Below are 19885 nucleotides of genomic sequence, written 5' to 3' on the forward strand. Positions count from 1 at the left end.
AAAATGGGGGATTTTCATGTGGGAAACTAGAGTGACAAAACTGTTTGGAATTGATTATCCGATTGTGCAAGGAGGACTTGCATATCTGGCTTATTCAGACCTGGCTGCTGCCGTTTCGGAAGCAGGCGGACTTGGCCAAATTACAGCGATGAGTCTAACTTCGCCTGAAGCATTGAAAGAAGAAATCCGCAAAGTTCGCCAAAAGACAAATAAACCCTTTAGTGTAAATTTTGCCATTGGCAATCATGGTAGATCGTATGAAGCGATGGTGGAAGCTGCATTGGAAGAAAACATCAATATTATATCGGTTACCGGGGGGAATCCTGCGCCACTATTTGAAATGTTAACAGGTACTGATGTGAAGAAGATGGTGTTGGTGGCGGCTAGAAGGCAAGCGCAAAAAGCTGAAGAGATTGGCGCGGATGCTGTCATAGCAGTTGGACAAGAAGGCGGCGGACATTTAGGCCGTGATGATATAGGTACGATGGTATTAATCCCAAGAATTGTAGATTCCGTTACTATACCAGTCATTGGCTCAGGTGGTATTGGAGATGGGCGGGGCTGGATGGCAGCACAAGCACTCGGGGCAGAAGGGATCGAGATGGGCACTCGTTTCATAGCGACGAAAGAATGTGTCGATGCATCACCTGCTTATCTAGAAACTCTTTTAGCAAGTAGTGAACAGGACACGACGATTATCAAACGGACAATCGGTGCACCTGCACGTGCATTAACGAATGAGTGGACAGAGAAGATTCTAAAATTAGAAGCGGAAGATGCCGGTTACGAAGGGCTGAAAGCATTTATTAGCGGAGATGCCAATCGTAAATTCATTCACGATGGTATGAATGATCAAGGCTTTGGTTGGGGTGGCCAAGTAGCGGGTATGATCGAGGATGTTCCAAGCGTCGCCAAATTGTTTGAACGAATGAAAAATGAAGCGTTAACAATACGAGAAAAATGGAGTGTCAGATAGGAGAGAAGTAAATGGCAGGTTATCAATATCCGCTACGTGCGGATTGGTCAACAGAAGAGATCGTTAAGGTGATCGATTTTTTCACAAAAGTAGAGCAAGCGTATGAAACGAATATCGAACGAGACGAATTTATGAGATATTATCGAGCTTTCAAAAGTGTGGTTCCATCCATGGCTGAAGAAAAAACGCTGTGCAAGGAATTCGAGGAAAGTAGTGACTATGTAGCATTTCGCGTAGTGAAGGCTGCTAAAGAGAGTAAACCTGGCGAACTGCTAAAGGTGAAAAAATAATCAAAATAAAAGACACCTGTCTCAAAGGGTGTCTTTTATTTTGCTCTCATATGTGATGGATGATTTGCCTGGAATGCCGAATTAGTTGATCATGAGGGGAAATCCTCTGCATCGGACATCGACCGGCGGTGCTATTTCGCTAGCGATTTTTATTTTCAATCAAAAGAATCAATAACTACATCATAAACAGGTAATAATTTGGTAAACGTATCTTCTGCATACTCATAAAATTGCTTTTCGCTCATTTTGGATGCTTCATCTCTTGAAAGGTGACGACCAACTAAAAACTCTGCTTTTTTCACAGTTTGCAGACGATCCAGCAACTTCTCAAGTCCTTCTGTACCTACTTCACCAATTCGCTCGGCTTCAGGCTTCATATGATCTCCAGATATAACAAAATCCTTCGGCAACGAAGTCATTTCGTTCATTTCTTTTTCTAAACGTGTAGCAATTCCTTTTTTATCGGGATTTTCATAAATAATTGCCAGTATGATGAATAAATGTGTGCCCCACAAGCCAATCTGAAAGTGAGGTAACGCTTTATAGCCTCTCTTAGCAGGAGCGAATGCCACCCAGCTATCCCGTGGCGGATTTACAGTTCGTCTTGCGTGTTTTGCAACATGTGGAAAAAACTCACCCGTACCGTGTGCGGAAAGGCGGTGTGCAAAATGATTTCCTAATTCTATGAATTTTGGTTGTATCTTTTCCTGCAAAGCTTTCATGCGATTATCCAAGCCATCAACGGTGAAAACATCAAAATCATTTGATGACCAATAAGACTGAATCAAGAAAATCTCCTCCAGTTTGTAGTGACTACGTTTATCTTATCAGTAAACGGGGAATAATTTAAAATAACAAGGCTTCTAACCAATAAAAGTCGGAATTTTCGCATATCTTACTAATAAGACGGTTAGAGTCAAATATTAACTAAAAGGGGTGCTACTTATGAAACAGGTCGTTCATTTTATCCGAAAAGAAGATGTTGAGAGAGAATATGTGAGAACTTTACAATTGGAATTGGATTATGAATTAGCTACTCTATACGACGCACTACAAGACCAAGACACAGTTCAAGTTGATAAAAGTAAACTACGATTGACAGAAATTCACAATGAATTGGAGACGCTTAATGTTTTTTCGATGTAAGTACGGTTTAGTAAAAAGACATCCCCATTTACTTCAGAAATGAAGAAAATGTGACGGGGTGTCTTTTTACTTAATATCCTATCACTGTTATCTTTTTCGTTCCGTTGCCTCTGTGTTATACTAGCGATAGTCGGAGTGGGAAGAGGTGGCAGAATGAATCTTAATGCGATAGATCGATATGCGAAATCGTTAATCAAAGAGGCTGGCCACAAAATACGAGTGTCTTTTTTTAGTACAATTGACATCGATTCAAAGGCAGACGCTAATGATTTAGTTACCAATATTGATAGAGAAGTGGAAAGCTTTTTTATTGAACGGGTAAGACAAGATTTTCCTGAGCATAAAATGGTTTCAGAAGAGGGATTTGGAGATGAAATTTCTTCGCTTGACGGAGTAGTTTGGTTCCTAGATCCAATAGACGGAACGATGAATTTTATCCATCAGAGAAGAAACTTTGCGATTTCATTGGGGATTTATGTAGACGGCGTGGGGATGCTGGGCTACATATATGATGTAATGCGGGATGAGTTATACCATGCAGCGAAAGGTGAAGGTGCTTATTTCAATGATGAGCGTCTACCGCAACTGGAAATTACTCCACTTGAAGAAGCAATCATCGGCATCAATGCTAGCTGGGTTGCGCCAAATCAGCGCGTAGAAAACGAAAAAATTATTGAGCTCGTCACACGTTGCCGCGGAACGCGATCATATGGTTCAGCAGCGATTGAGCTGGCGTATGTATCATCTGGTAAGATTGACGCGTATATTTCTATGCGACTGGCGCCTTGGGATATCGCTGGGGGAATTGTCATTGCGCAAGAAGTAGGGGCTGTAGCAACGAATTTAAAAGGTGAGACACCACATCTACTTGGATCTGACACATTTATTGTCACACGTCCGGGATTACATGAGGAAATTTTATCAAAATATATCCGACTAAAATAAAAAAGGGGCTGTTTGTTAAACCAAAACGGTTTAATGTACAGTCCCTTTGAGTTATTTATAGCGTGCCTTCTCTACGCATACGTGCTTTTGTTTTGAATCCGTTACCCATTATTAAAATTAGAGCGACAATGGCAAGGACGACAACTAATAGGCTACGCATACCTACTCCAATACCAATTGCGGACATGGAAAGTACGGCGCCGAGTGAATAAATTACGAAAATCCACTTAATGTCTTTCAAAAAAATCCCTCCATATAAATTAAAATGTTATTTAATTGAACTATCTTGTGCTATAATAACACAGTTGAACATCTGAAATAAAGATAAACGGAGTGAAAAAATGACAAACGAACGTACTGATCTTAGAAATATTGCAATTATTGCCCACGTAGACCATGGTAAAACGACATTGGTCGACCAATTACTTAAACAATCCGGTATTTTCCGGTCGAATGAGCACGTAGATGAACGTGCAATGGACTCGAACGAACTTGAGCGTGAGCGAGGAATTACGATCCTAGCTAAAAACACTGCTATTGAATATAATGACACAAAAATCAACATCTTGGATACACCAGGACACGCTGACTTTGGTGGCGAAGTAGAAAGAATCTTGCGCATGGTAGACGGCGTAATTTTAGTGGTTGATGCATTCGAAGGATGTATGCCACAAACTCGATTCGTCTTGAAAAAAGCTTTGGAAACAAACTTGAAGCCAATTGTTGTTGTAAATAAAATTGACCGTGATTTCGCAAGACCAGAGGAAGTAGTAGACGAAGTACTTGAATTATTCATCGAGCTTGATGCGAATGATGAGCAATTGGAATTCCCGGTTGTTTTTGCTTCTGGGTTCAATGGTACTGCGAGCCTTTCTCCAGATCCTGCAACACAAGAAGACACGTTACGTGTTCTTTATGAATCCATTCTTGAAAACATACCATCACCAATCGACAATCGTGACGAGCCGCTTCAGTTCCAAGTATCTCTACTTGATTACAACGACTACGTTGGTCGTATCGGAATCGGACGTATTTTCCGTGGAACGATGAAAGTTGGAGAACAAGTCGCAGTTCTTAAGCGTGATGGATCTGTCAAGACTTTACGTGTGACGAAACTATACGGTTTCTTAGGCTTGAAGAGAGTCGAAGTTGAAGAAGCATACGCAGGCGACCTCGTAGCCGTTTCAGGAATGGGTGACATTGATGTCGGTGAGACAGTTTGTCCAACTGATCATCAAGAAGCGCTTCCTGCACTCCACATCGATGAGCCAACGCTTCAAATGCGTTTCTTAGTTAATAATAGTCCATTTGCTGGTCGCGAAGGGAAATGGGTCACTTCACGTAAGATTCAAGAGCGTTTAGATCAACAGCTAGAGACGGACGTTTCATTACGAGTAGACCAAACAGATTCTCCAGACGAATGGATCGTATCTGGACGTGGAGAACTTCACTTGTCTATTCTTATCGAGAATATGCGTCGTGAAGGTTTCGAACTTCAAGTCTCCAAGCCACAAGTAATCATTCGCGAAATCGATGGTAAGCGTAGCGAGCCTTACGAACGCGTTCAAATTGATGTTCCGGAAGAACATACTGGATCCATCATTGAATCTATTGGTGAACGTAAAGGTGAAATGTTGGATATGATCAATAACGGTAACGGACAAGTACGCTTGATCTTCTTAGTACCCGCTCGCGGATTGATCGGTTATACAACAGATTTCCTTACATTGACTCGTGGATATGGTATCTTAAACCATACGTTTGACAGCTATAAGCCGGTCACTACTGGTAAAATCGGTGGCAGACGTCACGGAGTTCTTGTATCTATGGAGAACGGTACAGTAACTGGTTATGGTGTTATGCAACTCGAAGACCGTGGAACAATGTTTGTTGCATCAGGTGCAGAAATCTATGCTGGTCAGGTAGTCGGGGAAAGTAACCGTGATAGCGATTTGACAATTAACTTAACGAAAATCAAACATGCTACTAACGTACGTTCGGCTTCGAAAGACCAAACTGTTACAACGAAAAAGCCACGTATTATGTCGCTTGAAGAAGCGTTGCAATATATTGGTGATGACGAGTACTGTGAAGTTACTCCAGAATCTATTCGTATACGTAAAAAAGTTCTTGATAAGAATGAACGCGAACGCGTAAACAAAAAGAAAAAACTTGGCGAATAATAAAGATAGAAGGGAATGTATGGAATGAGAGTAGAGGATTCAGAAATGGTCTACAATCGGTTGTCGGGAACTGCGCGCATCATTTATGAGTATGCGCCAAATTTCACGACAGCCGGCTATATTCTGTTTGCGCTCGTTTTCATCATGTCTGCTATTGTGTATAAACTCGGATTCGCAAGGAAGATTAGTTTTGGTCGAAATGTTATCATCTATACGTTCTTATTCATCGGGTGTATAATATTAACATTCTTAGCTTTCTTCCTGCCAATCGTAGAAGGACTGTTTGTGGCTGCTGCCATTCTCATTATCTATCGTGTTCGACGAATGAATGAACACAAAAAAGACTCCGTTACTCAGTAACGGAGTCTTTTAGTTGGATTAAAAATCTTTTTCAGTTGGATCTGAGCTACGATGGAAAACAAAGTTACCAGTTGCGATTCGTTTCTCTGTCAAATTGCTGATCCGCTCTCTACAAGTAGGGCACATATACGTATGAATGGGCCGGTTTCGTAATTTCTTAGCAAGCGGATTGTCATCCTCTAATTGATCGATTTGGTCACATATGACACATTTAACGCGCATTGGAAATTCTCCTTTAATCCACTTGGATAGCTTGGACATAACGAATCGGTGAATCTTGATTTGACCCGTCTTTAAACAGTACATGTACAGGCCCGTCTTCGCGAAGAGGTTTACCATTATGACTGAATTTGAAAATTACGTTAGCTGCTTCCTCAAGTGGATACGTGTATTTTTCGTCTTTTGTAATGAGTGTAAACATTGTTGCATTTGCAGATGGAACAGCATTGTGTATAAATGGTTTCAATACAATTCCAAAGCTGCTTGACAGCATTTTATCTTTTTCATATCTTTTTTCACTTTTTAAAGTGGGTGGGTACGTGGCACCTTCCATGATTTCTCTAGACCAGTGTTTACCCATTTTTTCTTTATACTCTTCCATTTCATCTATTTCGACAAAATCCTCTGAGAAAAATTCATCCAAATCAATACGGCGATCATCAAATATCCAAACAGTAGGATCTAATGTAATTGCATGTTTCACATTTCCAGTAATCGGTATAATAAGTTCCAAAATATATCCCCCTCAATCCATAGTCACTAAATTTAGTATACCTTTTCATAGAAGAAGTGAAAAGGATTTCATTTCAGTTCATTTTTTCATTGGGTAACGCTTGCATTTTGCAAGAGCAAAAGATACAATTTAGACATTAACACCTTGCGGGAATAATGAATAATGGGGGCGTCTCCATGGAAATAGAAGTTCAAGATACGTACAAAGAACAAGCCATGAAACAACTGCAAATCGATGCAGAAAAAATTGCTAAACTGATCAAAGTTCAAATGGATAATTTAACGATGCCACAATGTCCACTATATGAGGAAGTGCTTGATACGCAAATGTACGGATTATCCCGTGAGATTGATTTTGCTGTTAAGCTCGGCCTAGTCGAACAGGATAAAGGCCGTGAAATCATCTCTGTTCTGGAAAAAGAGTTAAATATTTTACACGAACTGTATACAAATAAATAAATGGAAGACTCAAACTACTCCAACAGTTTGAGTTTTTTATTTAAGACGACGAGGTACAATGAAAATGAAGACTTATATGAATCGAATTTTACGTAATTTTGACTATCCATTATTTATCGTATATTTACTGCTCTGTTTATTTGGGCTGATTATGATTTACAGTGCAAGCATGGTTTGGGCCATGAATATTTATAACTTTGAACCATCCCATTTCTTTAAGAAACAATTGACGAACTTAGCCATTGCGATTCCGGTGTTTCTGTTAGCATCTATTATTCCTTACCGGCATTATAGAAATAAAAAGTTCTTGTATGGAACGCTGACCGTCATGTTTTCTCTATTGATCCTTGTGAAATTCATAGGATTTGGTGATGCTGTAGGGGCGAAAAGTTGGCTTTCATTACCATTTGGAGTAGGGAACTTACAGCCAACAGAAGTAGCGAAAATTGCATTTATCGTATATTTCTCCGGTGTATTTGCAAATAAATATTATGCAGGAACATTGGATGAGATCAAAACTACTATATTCCCGACATTTTCTGTTTTAACAGCCACTCTTTTATTAGTTCTGTTGGAACCGGATTTTGGAGCCACCATGATTTTATTTCTCGTGGCTATATCTGTCATCATGGCAAGTGGAATGAAAGTGAAGAATTATCTGATCATCAGTCGTTTCTTTGCTCTGCTTGGCGTATTAATCGGGATTGTTCTCTGGATTAAGTGGGAAACGGTCATGACCGCTTCGCGTATGGGGCGCTTTCTTGCCTTTACAGATCCCTTTGAATACATACAAGGTTCAGGCCTGCAAATTGTCAATGGATACATTGCAATTGGTGCCGGCGGGCTGAAAGGAGTAGGCCTAGGAAACAGTATTCAGAAACTTGGCTATTTACCTGAACCACATACTGATGTTATTATGGCAGTAATCTCTGAAGAAACTGGATTACTTGGAACAACACTTGTTCTTGGAGGTCTATTTTTCATCGTGATGAGAGCGTTTACTGTTGCACTGCGTACAAAAGACGCACATGCCAGAATGCTCGCTGCCGGTGTAGGTAGCTTGATTGCTATTCAAACACTGGTAAACTTAGGAGGATTGACAGGATTGATTCCATTAACAGGAGTTACATTGCCGTTCATTAGTTATGGCGGTACGTCTGTTGTGTTCTTGTCGATTGCGCTTGGTATATTGATGAACGTTTCAATGTTTGTCAAATATGAAAGAACAGAGTAGAGGGGATTGATTTGTTGGTGGAAAGAAGAGAGATTAGGAAAGTACTAGTCGCAAACCGCGGCGAGATTGCAATTCGTGTATTTCGAGCATGTACAGAATTAGGTATTGCTACAGTTGGTATTTATTCAGCTGAAGATCGTGCCTCACTACATCGTTACAAATCCGATCAGTCATTTATAGTGGGTGAAGGCAAAAAACCTATCGATGCATACTTGGATATTGAAGGAATTATCGACATTGCGAAAAAAGCGAATGTCGATGCCATTCACCCGGGCTACGGATTTTTAGCGGAGAATGCTCAATTCGCAGCACGTTTAGAAGAAGAGGGTATTATCTTTATTGGTCCGACATCAACCCATTTAGAAATGTTTGGCGATAAGGTAAAAGCTCGGGAACAAGCGATATTAGCTGATATCCCCGTCATACCAGGCAGTGATGGACCGGTTACCTCTGTAGAAGAGGTTGCGGCATTTGGTGAGCAGCATAGCTATCCGATTATTATTAAAGCTTCGTTAGGTGGCGGTGGTCGCGGTATGCGAATCGTCGAGTCACCGGAAGAAGTGCAAGAGGCTTATAACCGCGCGAAATCCGAAGCGAAATCAGCATTTGGATCTGATGAAGTCTATGTAGAGAAATACATTACGAACCCAAAACATATCGAAGTACAAATACTAGGTGATACATATGGAGAGATAGTCCATTTGTACGAACGCGATTGTTCTATTCAGCGTCGCCATCAAAAGGTAGTGGAGATCGCTCCTTCCATTTCATTGACGGAAGAGTTACGCCATGAGATTTGTAATGCAGCTGTTAAACTATCAAAAAATGTATCTTATATCAATGCAGGTACAGTAGAGTTTTTAGTAGCTGATGATTCTTTCTATTTCATCGAAGTTAATCCGCGTATTCAAGTAGAACACACGATTACAGAAATGATTACAGGAATTGATATTGTGCAGTCACAAGTGCTGATCGCAGCAGGCGAAGCACTTCATTCTGAACGTGTGAACATACCAGCGCAACAAGATATTCCGTTATTTGGTTATGCTATTCAATCACGTGTTACAACGGAAGACCCGTTGAATGATTTCATGCCTGATACAGGAAAAGTAATGGTCTATCGTTCGAGTGGCGGATTTGGTGTTCGCTTGGATACCGGCAATGCGTATCAAGGTTCTGTGATTAGTCCGTACTATGATTCATTATTAGTGAAGGTTTCAACTTGGGGCTCGACCTTTGGGGATGCTGCAAGTAAAATGCACAGAAATTTGAAGGAATTCAGAATTCGTGGAATTAAAACGAATATACCTTTCCTTGAAAATGTCGTATGTCATGAAAACTTTTTATCGGGCCACTACAATACGAGCTTTATCGATGAAACGCCGGAACTATTCGCATTTGCGAAGAAGCAAGATAGAGGAACGAAAGCTTTATCATATCTTGGAAACGTTACCATTAACGGATTCCCTGGCATTGATGACTCAACACGTCCTGTTTTACATCCTGTACGTATACCAAAAATTGATTATAGTATGCCGATACCCAAAGGGACGAAACAGATTTTGGACGAGCAAGGTGCAGATGGGTTAGTCGAGTGGGTATTAAAGCAAGATGATGTACTACTGACAGATACTACTTTCCGTGATGCACATCAGTCTTTATTGGCTACGCGTATGAGAACGAAAGAGTTAACGCAGATTGCAACAGAAAGTGCGCATTTATTACCTGATCTCTTCTCATTCGAGATGTGGGGAGGCGCGACATTTGATGTAGCATATCGATTCTTGAAAGAAAGCCCGTGGGATCGACTCGAGAAATTACGCAAGCAAGTACCTAATGTCTTGTTCCAGATGCTCTTCAGAGGAGCCAATGCTGTTGGTTATACAAACTATCCAGATAACGTCATCCGTGAATTCATAAAGGAATCGGCTGCATCAGGTATTGATGTATTCCGTATTTTCGATAGCTTGAACTGGATTAAAGGTATGGAAGTGGCAATTGATGAAACACGTTCGACAGGAAAAATTGCAGAAGCGACAATCTGTTATACAGGAGATATTCTGGACGACAATCGTGCCAAATATACGGTCAACTACTACAAAGAGATGGCCAAAGAATTGGAATCAGTCGGTGCGCATATATTGGCAATCAAAGATATGGCGGGATTGCTAAAACCTGAAGCGGCCTATCGTCTAGTTTCAGAATTGAAAGCGTCAACAAGTCTGCCAATTCATTTGCATACACACGATACGAGCGGCAACGGTATTTATATGTATGCCAAAGCGATAGAAGCGGGAGTGGACATTGTCGATACAGCTATTGGATCAATGGCGGGTATGACTTCTCAGCCTTCAGCCAATTCACTTGCGTATGCAATGCAAAACAATGAACGTCATGTACGTGCAAATACAGAATCCTTAGAGAAACTTTCGCATTACTGGGAAGATGTACGAAAATACTACAAACCTTTTGAAAGTGGCATGAATAGTCCACACTCGGAAATTTATGTTCATGAGATGCCGGGTGGTCAATATTCGAATTTGCAACAGCAGTCTAAAGCAGTAGGGCTTGGAGAGCGCTGGGAAGAAGTGAAAAAAATGTATTCCCGTGTGAACTTCCTCTTTGGTGATATTGTCAAAGTGACACCATCATCTAAAGTAGTAGGGGATATGGCGTTGTTCATGGTACAAAATGAATTGGACGAGCATACGGTCATTGAAAAAGGACAAACTATCGATTTCCCTGAATCCGTTATTGAGTTTTTCGAAGGTTCAATCGGTCAGCCATATGGCGGTTTCCCGAAAGAGCTACAGGAAGTAATTTTAAAAGGGCGCAAAGCGATCACTGTACGTCCCGGCGAGTTATTGGCGCCAGTAAACTTCCAGGACGTTCTAAAGAAGTTAACGGAAAAAATGGAAAAGCCCGCTACAATGCATGATGCGCTCGCTTACGTCCTATATCCTAAAGTCTTTGAAGAATATATCGAAGTAAGAAAACAGTTTGATGATGTTTCTGTCATCAATACGCCAGAATTCCTGTATGGCTTACGTTTAGGCGAAGAAATCGAAATTGAGATTGAGTTCGGTAAAACACTTATCGTCAAATTGGTATCGATCGGTGAACCTAATCCCGACGGAACACGGACGCTGTATTTCGAGTTAAACGGACAGTCACGTGAAATCATTATCCAAGATTTCCAAGTGGAAACAAAAGATGATACGAAGCAAAAAGCCGATCCTACAAATGAAACGCATATTGCGGCTACTATGCCAGGAACTGTTTTACAAGTTGCGGTTTCAATTGGCGCTAAAGTAAAACGCGGTGAGCATTTGTTAATTACAGAGGCTATGAAAATGGAAACAACGATTCAAGCTCCTTTTGCGGGCGTTGTTAAAGCCATATACGCAAGTCCTGGAGATTCTATCTCATCAGGAGACTTATTGATTGAATTAGAACATTAAAAAAACAGCTTCCACATGTCGTTAAGACAGTGGAAGCTGTTTTTCTATAGTTAGATACAAATAGCGCGCAACAACCTTTAAAACAGCTGTTGCACGCTCTCAAATTACTTCTTTATCCGGTTGCGAGAGACTAAAAGAACTAAATAAGTTAATAAGCCAAATAATAATGTGATGAACAACGAATGTAACAAAGCAAAATAGAGATTTAATTTAGTCAGAACGACAATCATCCCTGTAGTTGCTTGTGCGAGTACTAAGCCAAATGCTGTAATCCAACCCCAGTAAATAACGCGTTGATCACTATAATGTTTAATGGCTTTAATTGCGATGAACCCAATCCATACAACAATCAAAGCTGCAGCTAAACGGTGACCCATTTGTATCCATTCATACATATTATTCGGTAGGCTGAATTCGTTATTCCGGCACAAAGGCCAGTCAGAACATACAAGACCTGAACTGGTATGACGAACAAGAGCGCCAGTGTATATAACAAAGTATGAATAAATAGTTACCCCGATGGTGTGGTAACGTAATGATTTGTCTATACGTATCTTATCTGCGTCAAACTTCTGGTCTACTTCAAAAACCAATAAAGTTAATAGGAAGACTGACGCAAAGGATATGAGGGAAATCCCAAAGTGTAAGGCCAAGATAAAATCACCTTGTCCCCATAATACTTGCGCTGCTCCAATCAATGCCTGTAGAATCAAGAAAAATACTGCCATAAAAGCTAAAAACTTTGTTTCGCGGACATGACCAAGTGCTTTCCACGACCATATAGCCAGTATGACGATGAAAATACCTACTGAACCTGTAACTAAACGATGTGAGAATTCGATTAATACTTCTGCTGTGATGTCATCAGGAATAAGTTGTCCATTACATCCCGGCCAATGCCTTCCACACCCCATACCACTGTCGGTTTTAGTAACTAGCGCTCCACCAAGTAAGATCGCGAGCATGCCGATCGTTGAAGCTACCCCAAACCATTTTAAAAATCTGTTGTATCGCAAGTACGAAACACCTTCTTCTATTGAATTGACCATCAAAAGGTCGATTTACGTAAAATTTTGCCTGAATTCCAAAAATAATTATATTGAGATATATCGTTGAATCTCAATGGATTCTGTGGAATTGAAGCATCTATTGCAAGCTTTATGATAACGAAAAAATGACAGAAACACAATGCATGAAGGGAATAAACCACTGATGTATAAGGCTTTTCACAAATTGTTCATAAAATAGTCTCTTTAACTTCACAAATGAGAGCCACAAATGCATTACTATATAGAAGGTGAATGATAAAGACACAAAGGTTGCATAAACCGCTATAAATTGAGAATTGGTCTGGAAATTCCGGACGATTTTAGATATAGTAGGTGATAGGGTCTTTGCTGAAAACTTTGAAAGGAGGGTTATTATGTCAAACGGTCGAACGCTTTCGACAGTTGCAGATCCAAAAGTAGAAACCATTACCTTGTGGAAAGACTTTTTGGCGCTGATCAAAATAGGTATTGTCAACTCGAACTTGATCACTACGTTCACCGGTCTTTTTTTGGCATTTCAATTCACTGGTAAAAGTTTTCTCCACAACTTTGATCTACTGGTATTTGCGATTCTGGGAACAGGATTGATTATCGCATCTTCGGGCGCAATGAATAACTTGATTGACCGCGATATTGATCCCGTCATGTCGAGAACAAAGTCGAGACCGACAGTAACAGGTAGATTTAAAGCTCCCGCTGTGATGACGTTAGCCGTTACATTCTTAGTGGCTGGAGAAGTATTATTATTCTCTGCATCACCTATGGCAGGTTGGCTTGGCATCTTGGGTGTATTCGCTTATGTTGTTTTGTATTCCATGTGGTCAAAACGTAAGCATGTAAGCAATACCGTAGTAGGAAGTCTTTCAGGAGCAATTCCACCCCTAATCGGATGGGCAGCTGTTGATCCTACACTGCCAATGGGAGCGTGGGCATTGTTTTTCATCATGTTCATATGGCAACCACCGCATTTCTATGCGTTGGCTATGCGCAGAACAGAAGAGTATCGAGCGGCTAACATTCCGATGTTACCAGTTGTAAAAGGGTTTGAGCGGACGAAGAAGTCGATGCTCATGTGGGTATTGCTACTATTTCCATTACCATTCTTGTTACCACAGCTCGGTACCGGGTTTATAGTTTTTGCAACACTGTTGAATATTGGATGGCTTTATTTATCTATCAAAGGATTCAAAGCCAAAGAAGATTTGAAATGGGCAACAGGAATGTTTGTTTATTCTTTAAATTATATGACAATCTTGTTTGTATCCATGATTATTTTCTCTATATTCATCTAACGTATCGGAATTCTTTCTTTAAAACAGGAATTCATCATAAAGGGGCACTCAGTCCTCCAGAGTAGAAAAACATTTTTTTAGAAAGAGAGGTATTAGTTAGCGATGATTAAAGGACTCAAAAAGTGGCGTCTCTTTTCTTTACTAGCGGTTTTCGCTGTGTTCATGGCAGGTTGTGGTAATGAAGAAATTTCAACCTTCCAACCAGCTGGACAAGTCGCTAATGACCAGTTCAAGTTGTTGCTATTAGCATCAGGAATCATGTTACTGGTTATCATTGTAGTAGTAATTATTTACACTGTTGCATTATTCCGCTTCAGACGTTCCAAATTGGGTGAAGATCATATCCCAGAGCAAGTGGAAGGAAGTCACACACTTGAGCTGCTTTGGACATTCATTCCAATAGTATTACTTTTGATTCTTGCTATTCCTACCGTTCACTACACATATAAATTAGGTGATGTGAAGGCAATGGGAGCAGTTGATGAAGACGGCAACGCGGAGAACTTAGTAGTAGATGTTACAGCGAAGTTGTATTGGTGGGAGTTCGAGTATCCTGATCTAGGTATTGTTACTGCTCAGGAACTAGTAGTACCTACTGATGAAAAAGTTTATTTCAACTTGATCGCAGCGGACGTAAAACACTCATTCTGGATTCCGTCAGTTGGCGGTAAGCTAGATACGAACGTTGAGAACGTAAATAAATTCTATCTGTCATTTGAGAAAGAATCTGAGGGCTTGAAAGATGGCGTTTTCTACGGGAAATGTGCTGAGCTATGTGGACCTTCTCACGCATTGATGGACTTTAAAGTGAAAACATTACCGAGAGACCAATTTGACAGCTGGGTTACAGCTATGCAGAAAACAGCAGAAGAACCTGTTGTTGCAAACGCTGACGGCGAAGAAGTCTTCTCTCAAAGCTGTATCGGTTGTCACGCAGTTTCAGGTGTAGGTGAGTCTGGTGCACAAGGACCAAACTTGGCTTCATTCGGTGATCGTAATCGTGTGGCAGGTTTCCTTGAACACGATGAAGAAAACTTGAAAGATTGGATTCGTGATACACAGAAACATAAGCCAGGCAATACGATGCCTTCATTCAGTGAAGATCAAATTTCTGATGAAGACTTAGATGCTTTAGCTGAATACTTAATGGGCTTAAAAGTAGCAAAATAATTTTCAAACGGAAATTGAATAGGAGGTAACACAGTGAGTTCAGTTGCTCAAAAAAGTGGCTTTGGCGCAACACTATGGGATTGGCTAACGACAGTCGACCATAAGAAGATCGGAATTCTGTATCTCCTCGGGGGATTATTCTTCTTCGTTCTTGGTGGTATTGAAGCGATGATCATTCGTCTTCAGTTGATGACGCCAAACAACGATCTCGTAAGCGCAGGGCTTTTTAATGACTTAATTACAATGCACGGAACGACCATGATTTTCTTGGCAGCAATGCCGATTCTCTTTGGTTTTATGAACGCGATCATGCCGCTTCAAATCGGGGCACGTGACGTAGCGTTTCCATTCATCAACTCATTAGGTTTTTGGATGTTCGCATTTGGTGGTTTATTCCTTAACATCTCTTGGTTATTCGGTGAAGTTCCAGATGCTGGATGGACATCTTATGCATCATTATCGCTTCACTCACCAGGACATGGTGTGGATTTCTATGCAATCGGTTTACAGATCGCGGGTGGTGGTACGTTGATGGCAGGGATTAACTTCCTTGTAACTATCATTAACATGCGTGCACCAGGGATGACGTATATGCGTATGCCTTTGTTTACATGGACTACGTTTGTTGCGTCTGCAATGATTTTGTTCGCATTCCCTCCGTTGACTATCGGATTGTTCTTCCTAACGTTTGACCGTATGTTTAGTGGTAACTTCTTTGATCATACGATGGGCGGAAACACGATTATCTGGGAGCATATTTTCTGGATTTTCGGTCACCCTGAAGTATATATCTTGATTTTGCCGGCATTCGGTATTTTCTCAGAAGTATTCTCCGTATTTTCACGGAAACGTCTATTCGGTTACACAGCGATGGTATTCGCTACAGTGTTAATCGGTTTCTTAGGCTTCATGGTATGGGCTCACCATATGTTTACAGTTGGTCTTGGGCCGACAGCGAACGCAATCTTCGCAGTAGCGACGATGGCAATTGCTGTACCTACAGGTGTTAAAATCTTTAACTGGTTGCTTACAATTTGGGGCGGTAGTATAAAAGTTACAACTCCAATGCTCTATGCTTTAGGTTTTATTCCTTCATTCGTAATGGGTGGAGTAACAGGTGTAATGCAAGGGGCAGCACCACTTGACTATCAGCTACACGATTCTTACTTCATCGTAGCTCACTTCCACTACGTAATCGTAGGTGGGGTAGTACTAGCTATTTTTGCCGGCCTTCACTACTGGTGGCCAAAAATGTTCGGTACGATGTTGAGCGAGTTTTTAGGGAAAATTACTTTTGTATTCTTCTTTATCGGTTTCCACATGACATTCCTAATTCAACACTGGTTAGGTTTCTGGGGAATGCCACGTCGTGTTTGGACGTTTATGGACGGACAAGGCTGGAACATTGCAAACATGGTAAGTACAATCGGTGCGCTATTAATGGCAATTGGTTTTACAGTCATGGTAATCAATATCATTATGACAACTGTTAAAAATGAGCGCGTCGGAAATGACCCTTGGGGCGACGGACGTACACTTGAGTGGGCGATTCCATCACCACCACCTTTCTATAACTTCCCTGCAACTCCATTAGTCCGTGGTTTGGATACTCTATGGATTGAGAAGATGGAAGGTAGTAAGGAAATGATTACACCAGCTGAACCTATTACAGACATTCATATGCCACACGGTTCAATTATCCCAATGTTGATGACTCTTGGATTATTCATCGCTGGATTCGGTGCGATGTTCCAACAGGAAACTTCATGGGGACTGGGAGTATTGATCTTTGGTCTTGCTTTCACGTTCGTTGCAATGGCTACACGTTCATTGAAAGATGACCTTGGTTACTATGTAACGAAAGAGCAAATCTTGCAGGATCAAGAAAATATTAAAAGGGGGCGTAACTAATGGATTTGAATACAAAATTCACCCCTGAAACGTGGCCCGCTCATCCTGAGAGAGCGACTATGGAAGCTAAAAATAAATTCGTTGGTTTCTGGCTATTCCTTGGCGGAGAGACAATTCTCTTCGCTACGTTGTTCGCAACGTATATGGCTTTGAAAAACAAAGGTCCGAGCGGCTTTGGTTTCACAACGCAAGAACTATACACATTGCCGTTAGTATTTGTCATGACAATGCTTCTTTTAACATCTTCACTAACAAGCGTGTACGCAATGTACCATCTGAAGAGTTTCAATTTCAAAAAGATGCAGCTATGGTTAGGTATAACAGCATTATTAGGACTTGGATTCTTGATGTTAGAAGTGTATGAGTTTTCTCATTACGTTCAATTAGGATTTACGTTCAGTAATAGTGCGTTCAGTTCCGCTTTCTATACATTAGTAGGAACACACGGATTCCACGTTGCAATTGGTTTAGTATGGATCACGTTGTTGATCTTCCGTAACTCAAAGCGTGGACTGAACTTGTATAACGCTACTAAGTATTATACATTTTCTCTTTACTGGCACTTCATTGACGTAGTTTGGGTATTCATCTTTACTGTAGTCTACTTGATGGGAGTGATCGGTTGATGTCAGAAGTTCAAATGATTAAAAGATCTCCTGCTGAACAGTCGCTATCTCAACGTCGAGCAAAAGAAGCAATGCGCAGCCAAGTTGCGATGTTTTCTCTGATGATTTTCTTAACACTTGTATCATTTTCTATGGTGTTTGCTCATCTAAATGACGTTCCTGGTTTCTCAAAATTCTTTATTATTCCAACTCTATTCCTCTTTGCAGCTGTACAAGTTGGTCTTCAACTTTATTACTTCATGCATATGAATGAAAAAGGACATGGCATTCCACAAATGTTTATGTTTACAGGTGCAATGTTAGGATTTTTGCTCCCACTTACATTTGTAACGATCGTTTGGTGGTAAGCAATAGAAAGAGCTTATGGATTCTTCCATAAGCTCTTTTTCTATTCGCTTTTAGATGAAATTGTCAAAGTTCGTACATTGAGTTATGAACCGTATGCTCGTATAATAGGCATAGGAAAGAACATCGTCGACTTTGTGCTGTGATCGAATATGTATTGTAAATAACTCAGCATTACACACAGAATAGATTTAGCGGATTAATTATTAAAGGAGAGTGATTGTTTTGCCGTTAAGTATTTTTGGTTTTAGGGCTTTGTGGAGTCCTTATTTCTTAATAGCCATTGCACTTGGAATCGTTCTATATTATCTCGTAACAGTTAAATGGCGGGATCGGTTTGAGGGGTCACAACCGTTAACGAAAACGCAAGCCGTGTATTTTTTGACTTCCATGGTGTTACTGTATATTGTCAAAGGTTCACCCATGGATTTAATAGGTCATATCTTATTTTCTGTCCATATGGCTCAAATGGCTATATTGCTGTTGATTGTAGCACCGTTCTTCATAATCGGTATACCCAACTGGGTATGGGAAAGACTATTATCATTCACGATTTTCAAGAAAATATTTATGCTATTGACTAAACCGCTCGTTAGTTTGTTGTTGTTTACTTTTATGTTCTCGATGTATCATTATCCACTCATTCTGGATCAGGTGAAGTTAAGTTTACCATTACACACTATTTTCACCATCACCCTTTTCTTCTCTGCTATTTGTCTCTGGTGGCCAGTAGTGAATACCGTAAAAGGACAGCCACAACTTCACGGTTTGAAAAAGATTGGGTATGTAATATTAAGTGCATTGCTCATTACACCTGCTTGTTCGTTAATTATCTTCGTGGACGTACCTGTGTACGAAACATACAGCAGTGGTGAAGCGTGGCTACAGGCTATGGCACTTTGTGTGCCAAGCGGAACGTTAGCAGGTCTGTCAGGTCTTGGCATTTCCGGACCTGAACTATTCACAAACATGCCTACACTGTATGATCAGCAATTAGGTGGAATATTGATGAAAGTTATCCAAGAAATCGTCTATGTTGTTATTATTGGTCGCATTTTCTTAAGCTGGTCACAGTATGAAAAAGATAATGCGGATGAAATTACAAGACAAGATTTACTCGAACGTCATAACTTAACTATGCATGGCTGATTGAGAAAAAAGGAGTTAGCAAAGGATGGGACTACCACTATTACCGACCATTAGTACAATTTTCATCATCTTCTCTGCTATTCTGGTCGCGATTGGTTGGAATTTAATACGGCAAAAAAAAATAGCAGCACACAAAAAAACCATGATAGCGGCAGCTGTGTTTGCAGTATTATTTTTAATCATTTATATCTCTAGAACAGTATTGATAGGAAACACGGCTTTTGGTGGACCAGATGAGTTAAAAATTTATTATACAGTGTTTTTAATTTTCCACATTATATTAGCAACGACAGGGGCCGTATTAGGAGTCATTACGATCAATGCGGGCTTGAAGAACAATCTTGTACGCCATCGTAAAATCGGCCCTGTTGCGAGTGTTATCTGGTTCTTCACAGCCATTACAGGAGTCGCTGTGTACTTGCTACTGTATGTTTTTTATAAAGGTGGAGAAACTACTTCGGTATTTAAAGCGATTCTTGGTATTTAATATTTCATTTAAAACTGAAGCTTGACCATAGTTCTATGGTTAGGCTTCAGTCTTTTTATAGATAGCGAAT

The 19885-nt window shown here is 40.4% G+C and carries 21 protein-coding genes; 16 read left to right on the forward strand and 5 right to left on the reverse strand.

The window, feature by feature from the left end; genetic code table 11:
- Nucleotides 1-16: 16 nt before the first annotated feature.
- Nucleotides 17-976, forward strand: a complete 960-nt coding sequence (locus CSV73_RS00090) for an NAD(P)H-dependent flavin oxidoreductase (RefSeq protein WP_085133119.1) — start codon at nt 17-19, stop codon at nt 974-976.
- An 11-nt stretch (nt 977-987) separates the two neighbouring features.
- Nucleotides 988-1266 (forward strand): UPF0223 family protein, encoded by a 279-nt coding sequence (locus tag CSV73_RS00095; RefSeq protein ID WP_099626316.1) that lies wholly within the window; start codon nt 988-990, stop codon nt 1264-1266.
- Between the two features lie 155 nt (nt 1267-1421).
- On the opposite strand, the gene CSV73_RS00100 is transcribed toward CSV73_RS00095, so the two are convergent.
- Nucleotides 1422-2051: a YktB family protein gene (locus CSV73_RS00100; protein WP_099626568.1), complete on the reverse strand. Its 630-nt coding sequence runs from the start codon at nt 2049-2051 to the stop codon at nt 1422-1424.
- A gap of 160 nt (nt 2052-2211) precedes the next feature.
- Between CSV73_RS00100 and CSV73_RS00105 the strand changes: the two genes are divergently transcribed.
- Complete coding sequence (locus tag CSV73_RS00105; RefSeq protein WP_085133121.1) at nt 2212-2412, forward strand: hypothetical protein; 201 nt, start codon at nt 2212-2214, stop codon at nt 2410-2412.
- 153 nt (nt 2413-2565) lie between these two features.
- Complete coding sequence (locus CSV73_RS00110) at nt 2566-3357, forward strand: inositol monophosphatase family protein (protein WP_099626317.1); 792 nt, start codon at nt 2566-2568, stop codon at nt 3355-3357.
- Between the two features lie 55 nt (nt 3358-3412).
- Here CSV73_RS00110 and CSV73_RS00115 read toward each other — a convergent pair whose 3' ends face one another.
- Entirely contained in the window at nt 3413-3598 is a 186-nt protein-coding gene (locus CSV73_RS00115; protein ID WP_085133123.1) for a YlaF family protein, read from the reverse strand.
- A gap of 100 nt (nt 3599-3698) precedes the next feature.
- On the opposite strand from CSV73_RS00115, the gene typA reads away from it, so the two are divergent.
- Entirely contained in the window at nt 3699-5540 is a 1842-nt protein-coding gene (gene typA / locus CSV73_RS00120) for a translational GTPase TypA (protein ID WP_085133124.1), read from the forward strand.
- Between the two features lie 24 nt (nt 5541-5564).
- Nucleotides 5565-5900, forward strand: coding sequence for a YlaH-like family protein (locus tag CSV73_RS00125; protein WP_369802560.1), 336 nt, complete (start codon nt 5565-5567; stop codon nt 5898-5900).
- 18 nt (nt 5901-5918) lie between these two features.
- On the opposite strand, the gene CSV73_RS00130 is transcribed toward CSV73_RS00125, so the two are convergent.
- Together CSV73_RS00130 and CSV73_RS00135 are read right to left on the reverse strand one after the other, a co-directional pair.
- Entirely contained in the window at nt 5919-6122 is a 204-nt protein-coding gene (locus CSV73_RS00130) for a YlaI family protein (RefSeq protein ID WP_099626319.1), read from the reverse strand.
- Between the two features lie 13 nt (nt 6123-6135).
- Nucleotides 6136-6633 (reverse strand): hypothetical protein, encoded by a 498-nt coding sequence (locus CSV73_RS00135; protein WP_085133127.1) that lies wholly within the window; start codon nt 6631-6633, stop codon nt 6136-6138.
- Between the two features lie 176 nt (nt 6634-6809).
- On the opposite strand from CSV73_RS00135, the gene CSV73_RS00140 reads away from it, so the two are divergent.
- The 3 genes from CSV73_RS00140 to CSV73_RS00150 all read left to right on the forward strand — a co-directional run bounded on the left by CSV73_RS00140 (nt 6810) and on the right by CSV73_RS00150 (nt 11786).
- Nucleotides 6810-7091 carry an Fpa/YlaN family protein gene (locus tag CSV73_RS00140; protein WP_085133128.1) on the forward strand — a complete coding sequence of 94 codons (282 nt, stop codon included), beginning with the start codon at nt 6810-6812 and terminating at the stop codon, nt 7089-7091.
- Nucleotides 7092-7155: 64 nt separating this feature from the next.
- Nucleotides 7156-8325 (forward strand): FtsW/RodA/SpoVE family cell cycle protein, encoded by a 1170-nt coding sequence (locus CSV73_RS00145; RefSeq protein WP_085133129.1) that lies wholly within the window; start codon nt 7156-7158, stop codon nt 8323-8325.
- 14 nt (nt 8326-8339) lie between these two features.
- On the forward strand, nt 8340-11786 hold the full coding sequence (locus tag CSV73_RS00150; RefSeq protein ID WP_099626320.1) for a pyruvate carboxylase: 3447 nt from the start codon (nt 8340-8342) through the stop codon (nt 11784-11786).
- Nucleotides 11787-11890: 104 nt separating this feature from the next.
- Here the strand turns inward: CSV73_RS00150 and CSV73_RS00155 are convergent, their stop codons facing one another.
- A complete protein-coding gene (locus CSV73_RS00155) occupies nt 11891-12835 on the reverse strand; it encodes a COX15/CtaA family protein (RefSeq protein ID WP_085133131.1) in 945 nt (314 codons plus the stop codon).
- 374 nt (nt 12836-13209) lie between these two features.
- Here CSV73_RS00155 and cyoE point away from each other — a divergent pair, with 374 nt between their 5' ends.
- The 7 genes from cyoE (at nt 13210) to CSV73_RS00190 (ending at nt 19815) form a co-directional block, all read left to right on the forward strand.
- On the forward strand, nt 13210-14127 hold the full coding sequence (gene cyoE / locus CSV73_RS00160) for a heme o synthase (RefSeq protein ID WP_085133132.1): 918 nt from the start codon (nt 13210-13212) through the stop codon (nt 14125-14127).
- Nucleotides 14128-14229: 102 nt separating this feature from the next.
- A complete protein-coding gene (gene coxB / locus CSV73_RS00165; protein ID WP_099626321.1) occupies nt 14230-15297 on the forward strand; it encodes a cytochrome c oxidase subunit II in 1068 nt (355 codons plus the stop codon).
- A 33-nt stretch (nt 15298-15330) separates the two neighbouring features.
- Nucleotides 15331-17208 carry a cytochrome c oxidase subunit I gene (locus CSV73_RS00170; protein WP_085133134.1) on the forward strand — a complete coding sequence of 626 codons (1878 nt, stop codon included), beginning with the start codon at nt 15331-15333 and terminating at the stop codon, nt 17206-17208.
- Nucleotides 17208-17834 (forward strand): cytochrome (ubi)quinol oxidase subunit III, encoded by a 627-nt coding sequence (locus CSV73_RS00175; RefSeq protein ID WP_085133135.1) that lies wholly within the window; start codon nt 17208-17210, stop codon nt 17832-17834. Before CSV73_RS00170 ends, CSV73_RS00175 begins: the two co-directional genes overlap by 1 nt.
- Nucleotides 17834-18181, forward strand: coding sequence for a cytochrome C oxidase subunit IV family protein (locus CSV73_RS00180; RefSeq protein ID WP_085133136.1), 348 nt, complete (start codon nt 17834-17836; stop codon nt 18179-18181). Before CSV73_RS00175 ends, CSV73_RS00180 begins: the two co-directional genes overlap by 1 nt.
- Before the next feature lie 223 nt (nt 18182-18404).
- Complete coding sequence (gene ctaG / locus CSV73_RS00185; RefSeq protein ID WP_085133137.1) at nt 18405-19328, forward strand: cytochrome c oxidase assembly factor CtaG; 924 nt, start codon at nt 18405-18407, stop codon at nt 19326-19328.
- Nucleotides 19329-19353: 25 nt separating this feature from the next.
- Nucleotides 19354-19815, forward strand: coding sequence for a DUF420 domain-containing protein (locus tag CSV73_RS00190; protein ID WP_099626322.1), 462 nt, complete (start codon nt 19354-19356; stop codon nt 19813-19815).
- Nucleotides 19816-19885 lie beyond the last annotated feature (70 nt).

This window comes from Sporosarcina sp. P1 (genome assembly GCF_002743155.1).
Taxonomy (GTDB): Bacteria; Bacillota; Bacilli; order Bacillales_A; family Planococcaceae; genus Sporosarcina; species Sporosarcina ureae_B.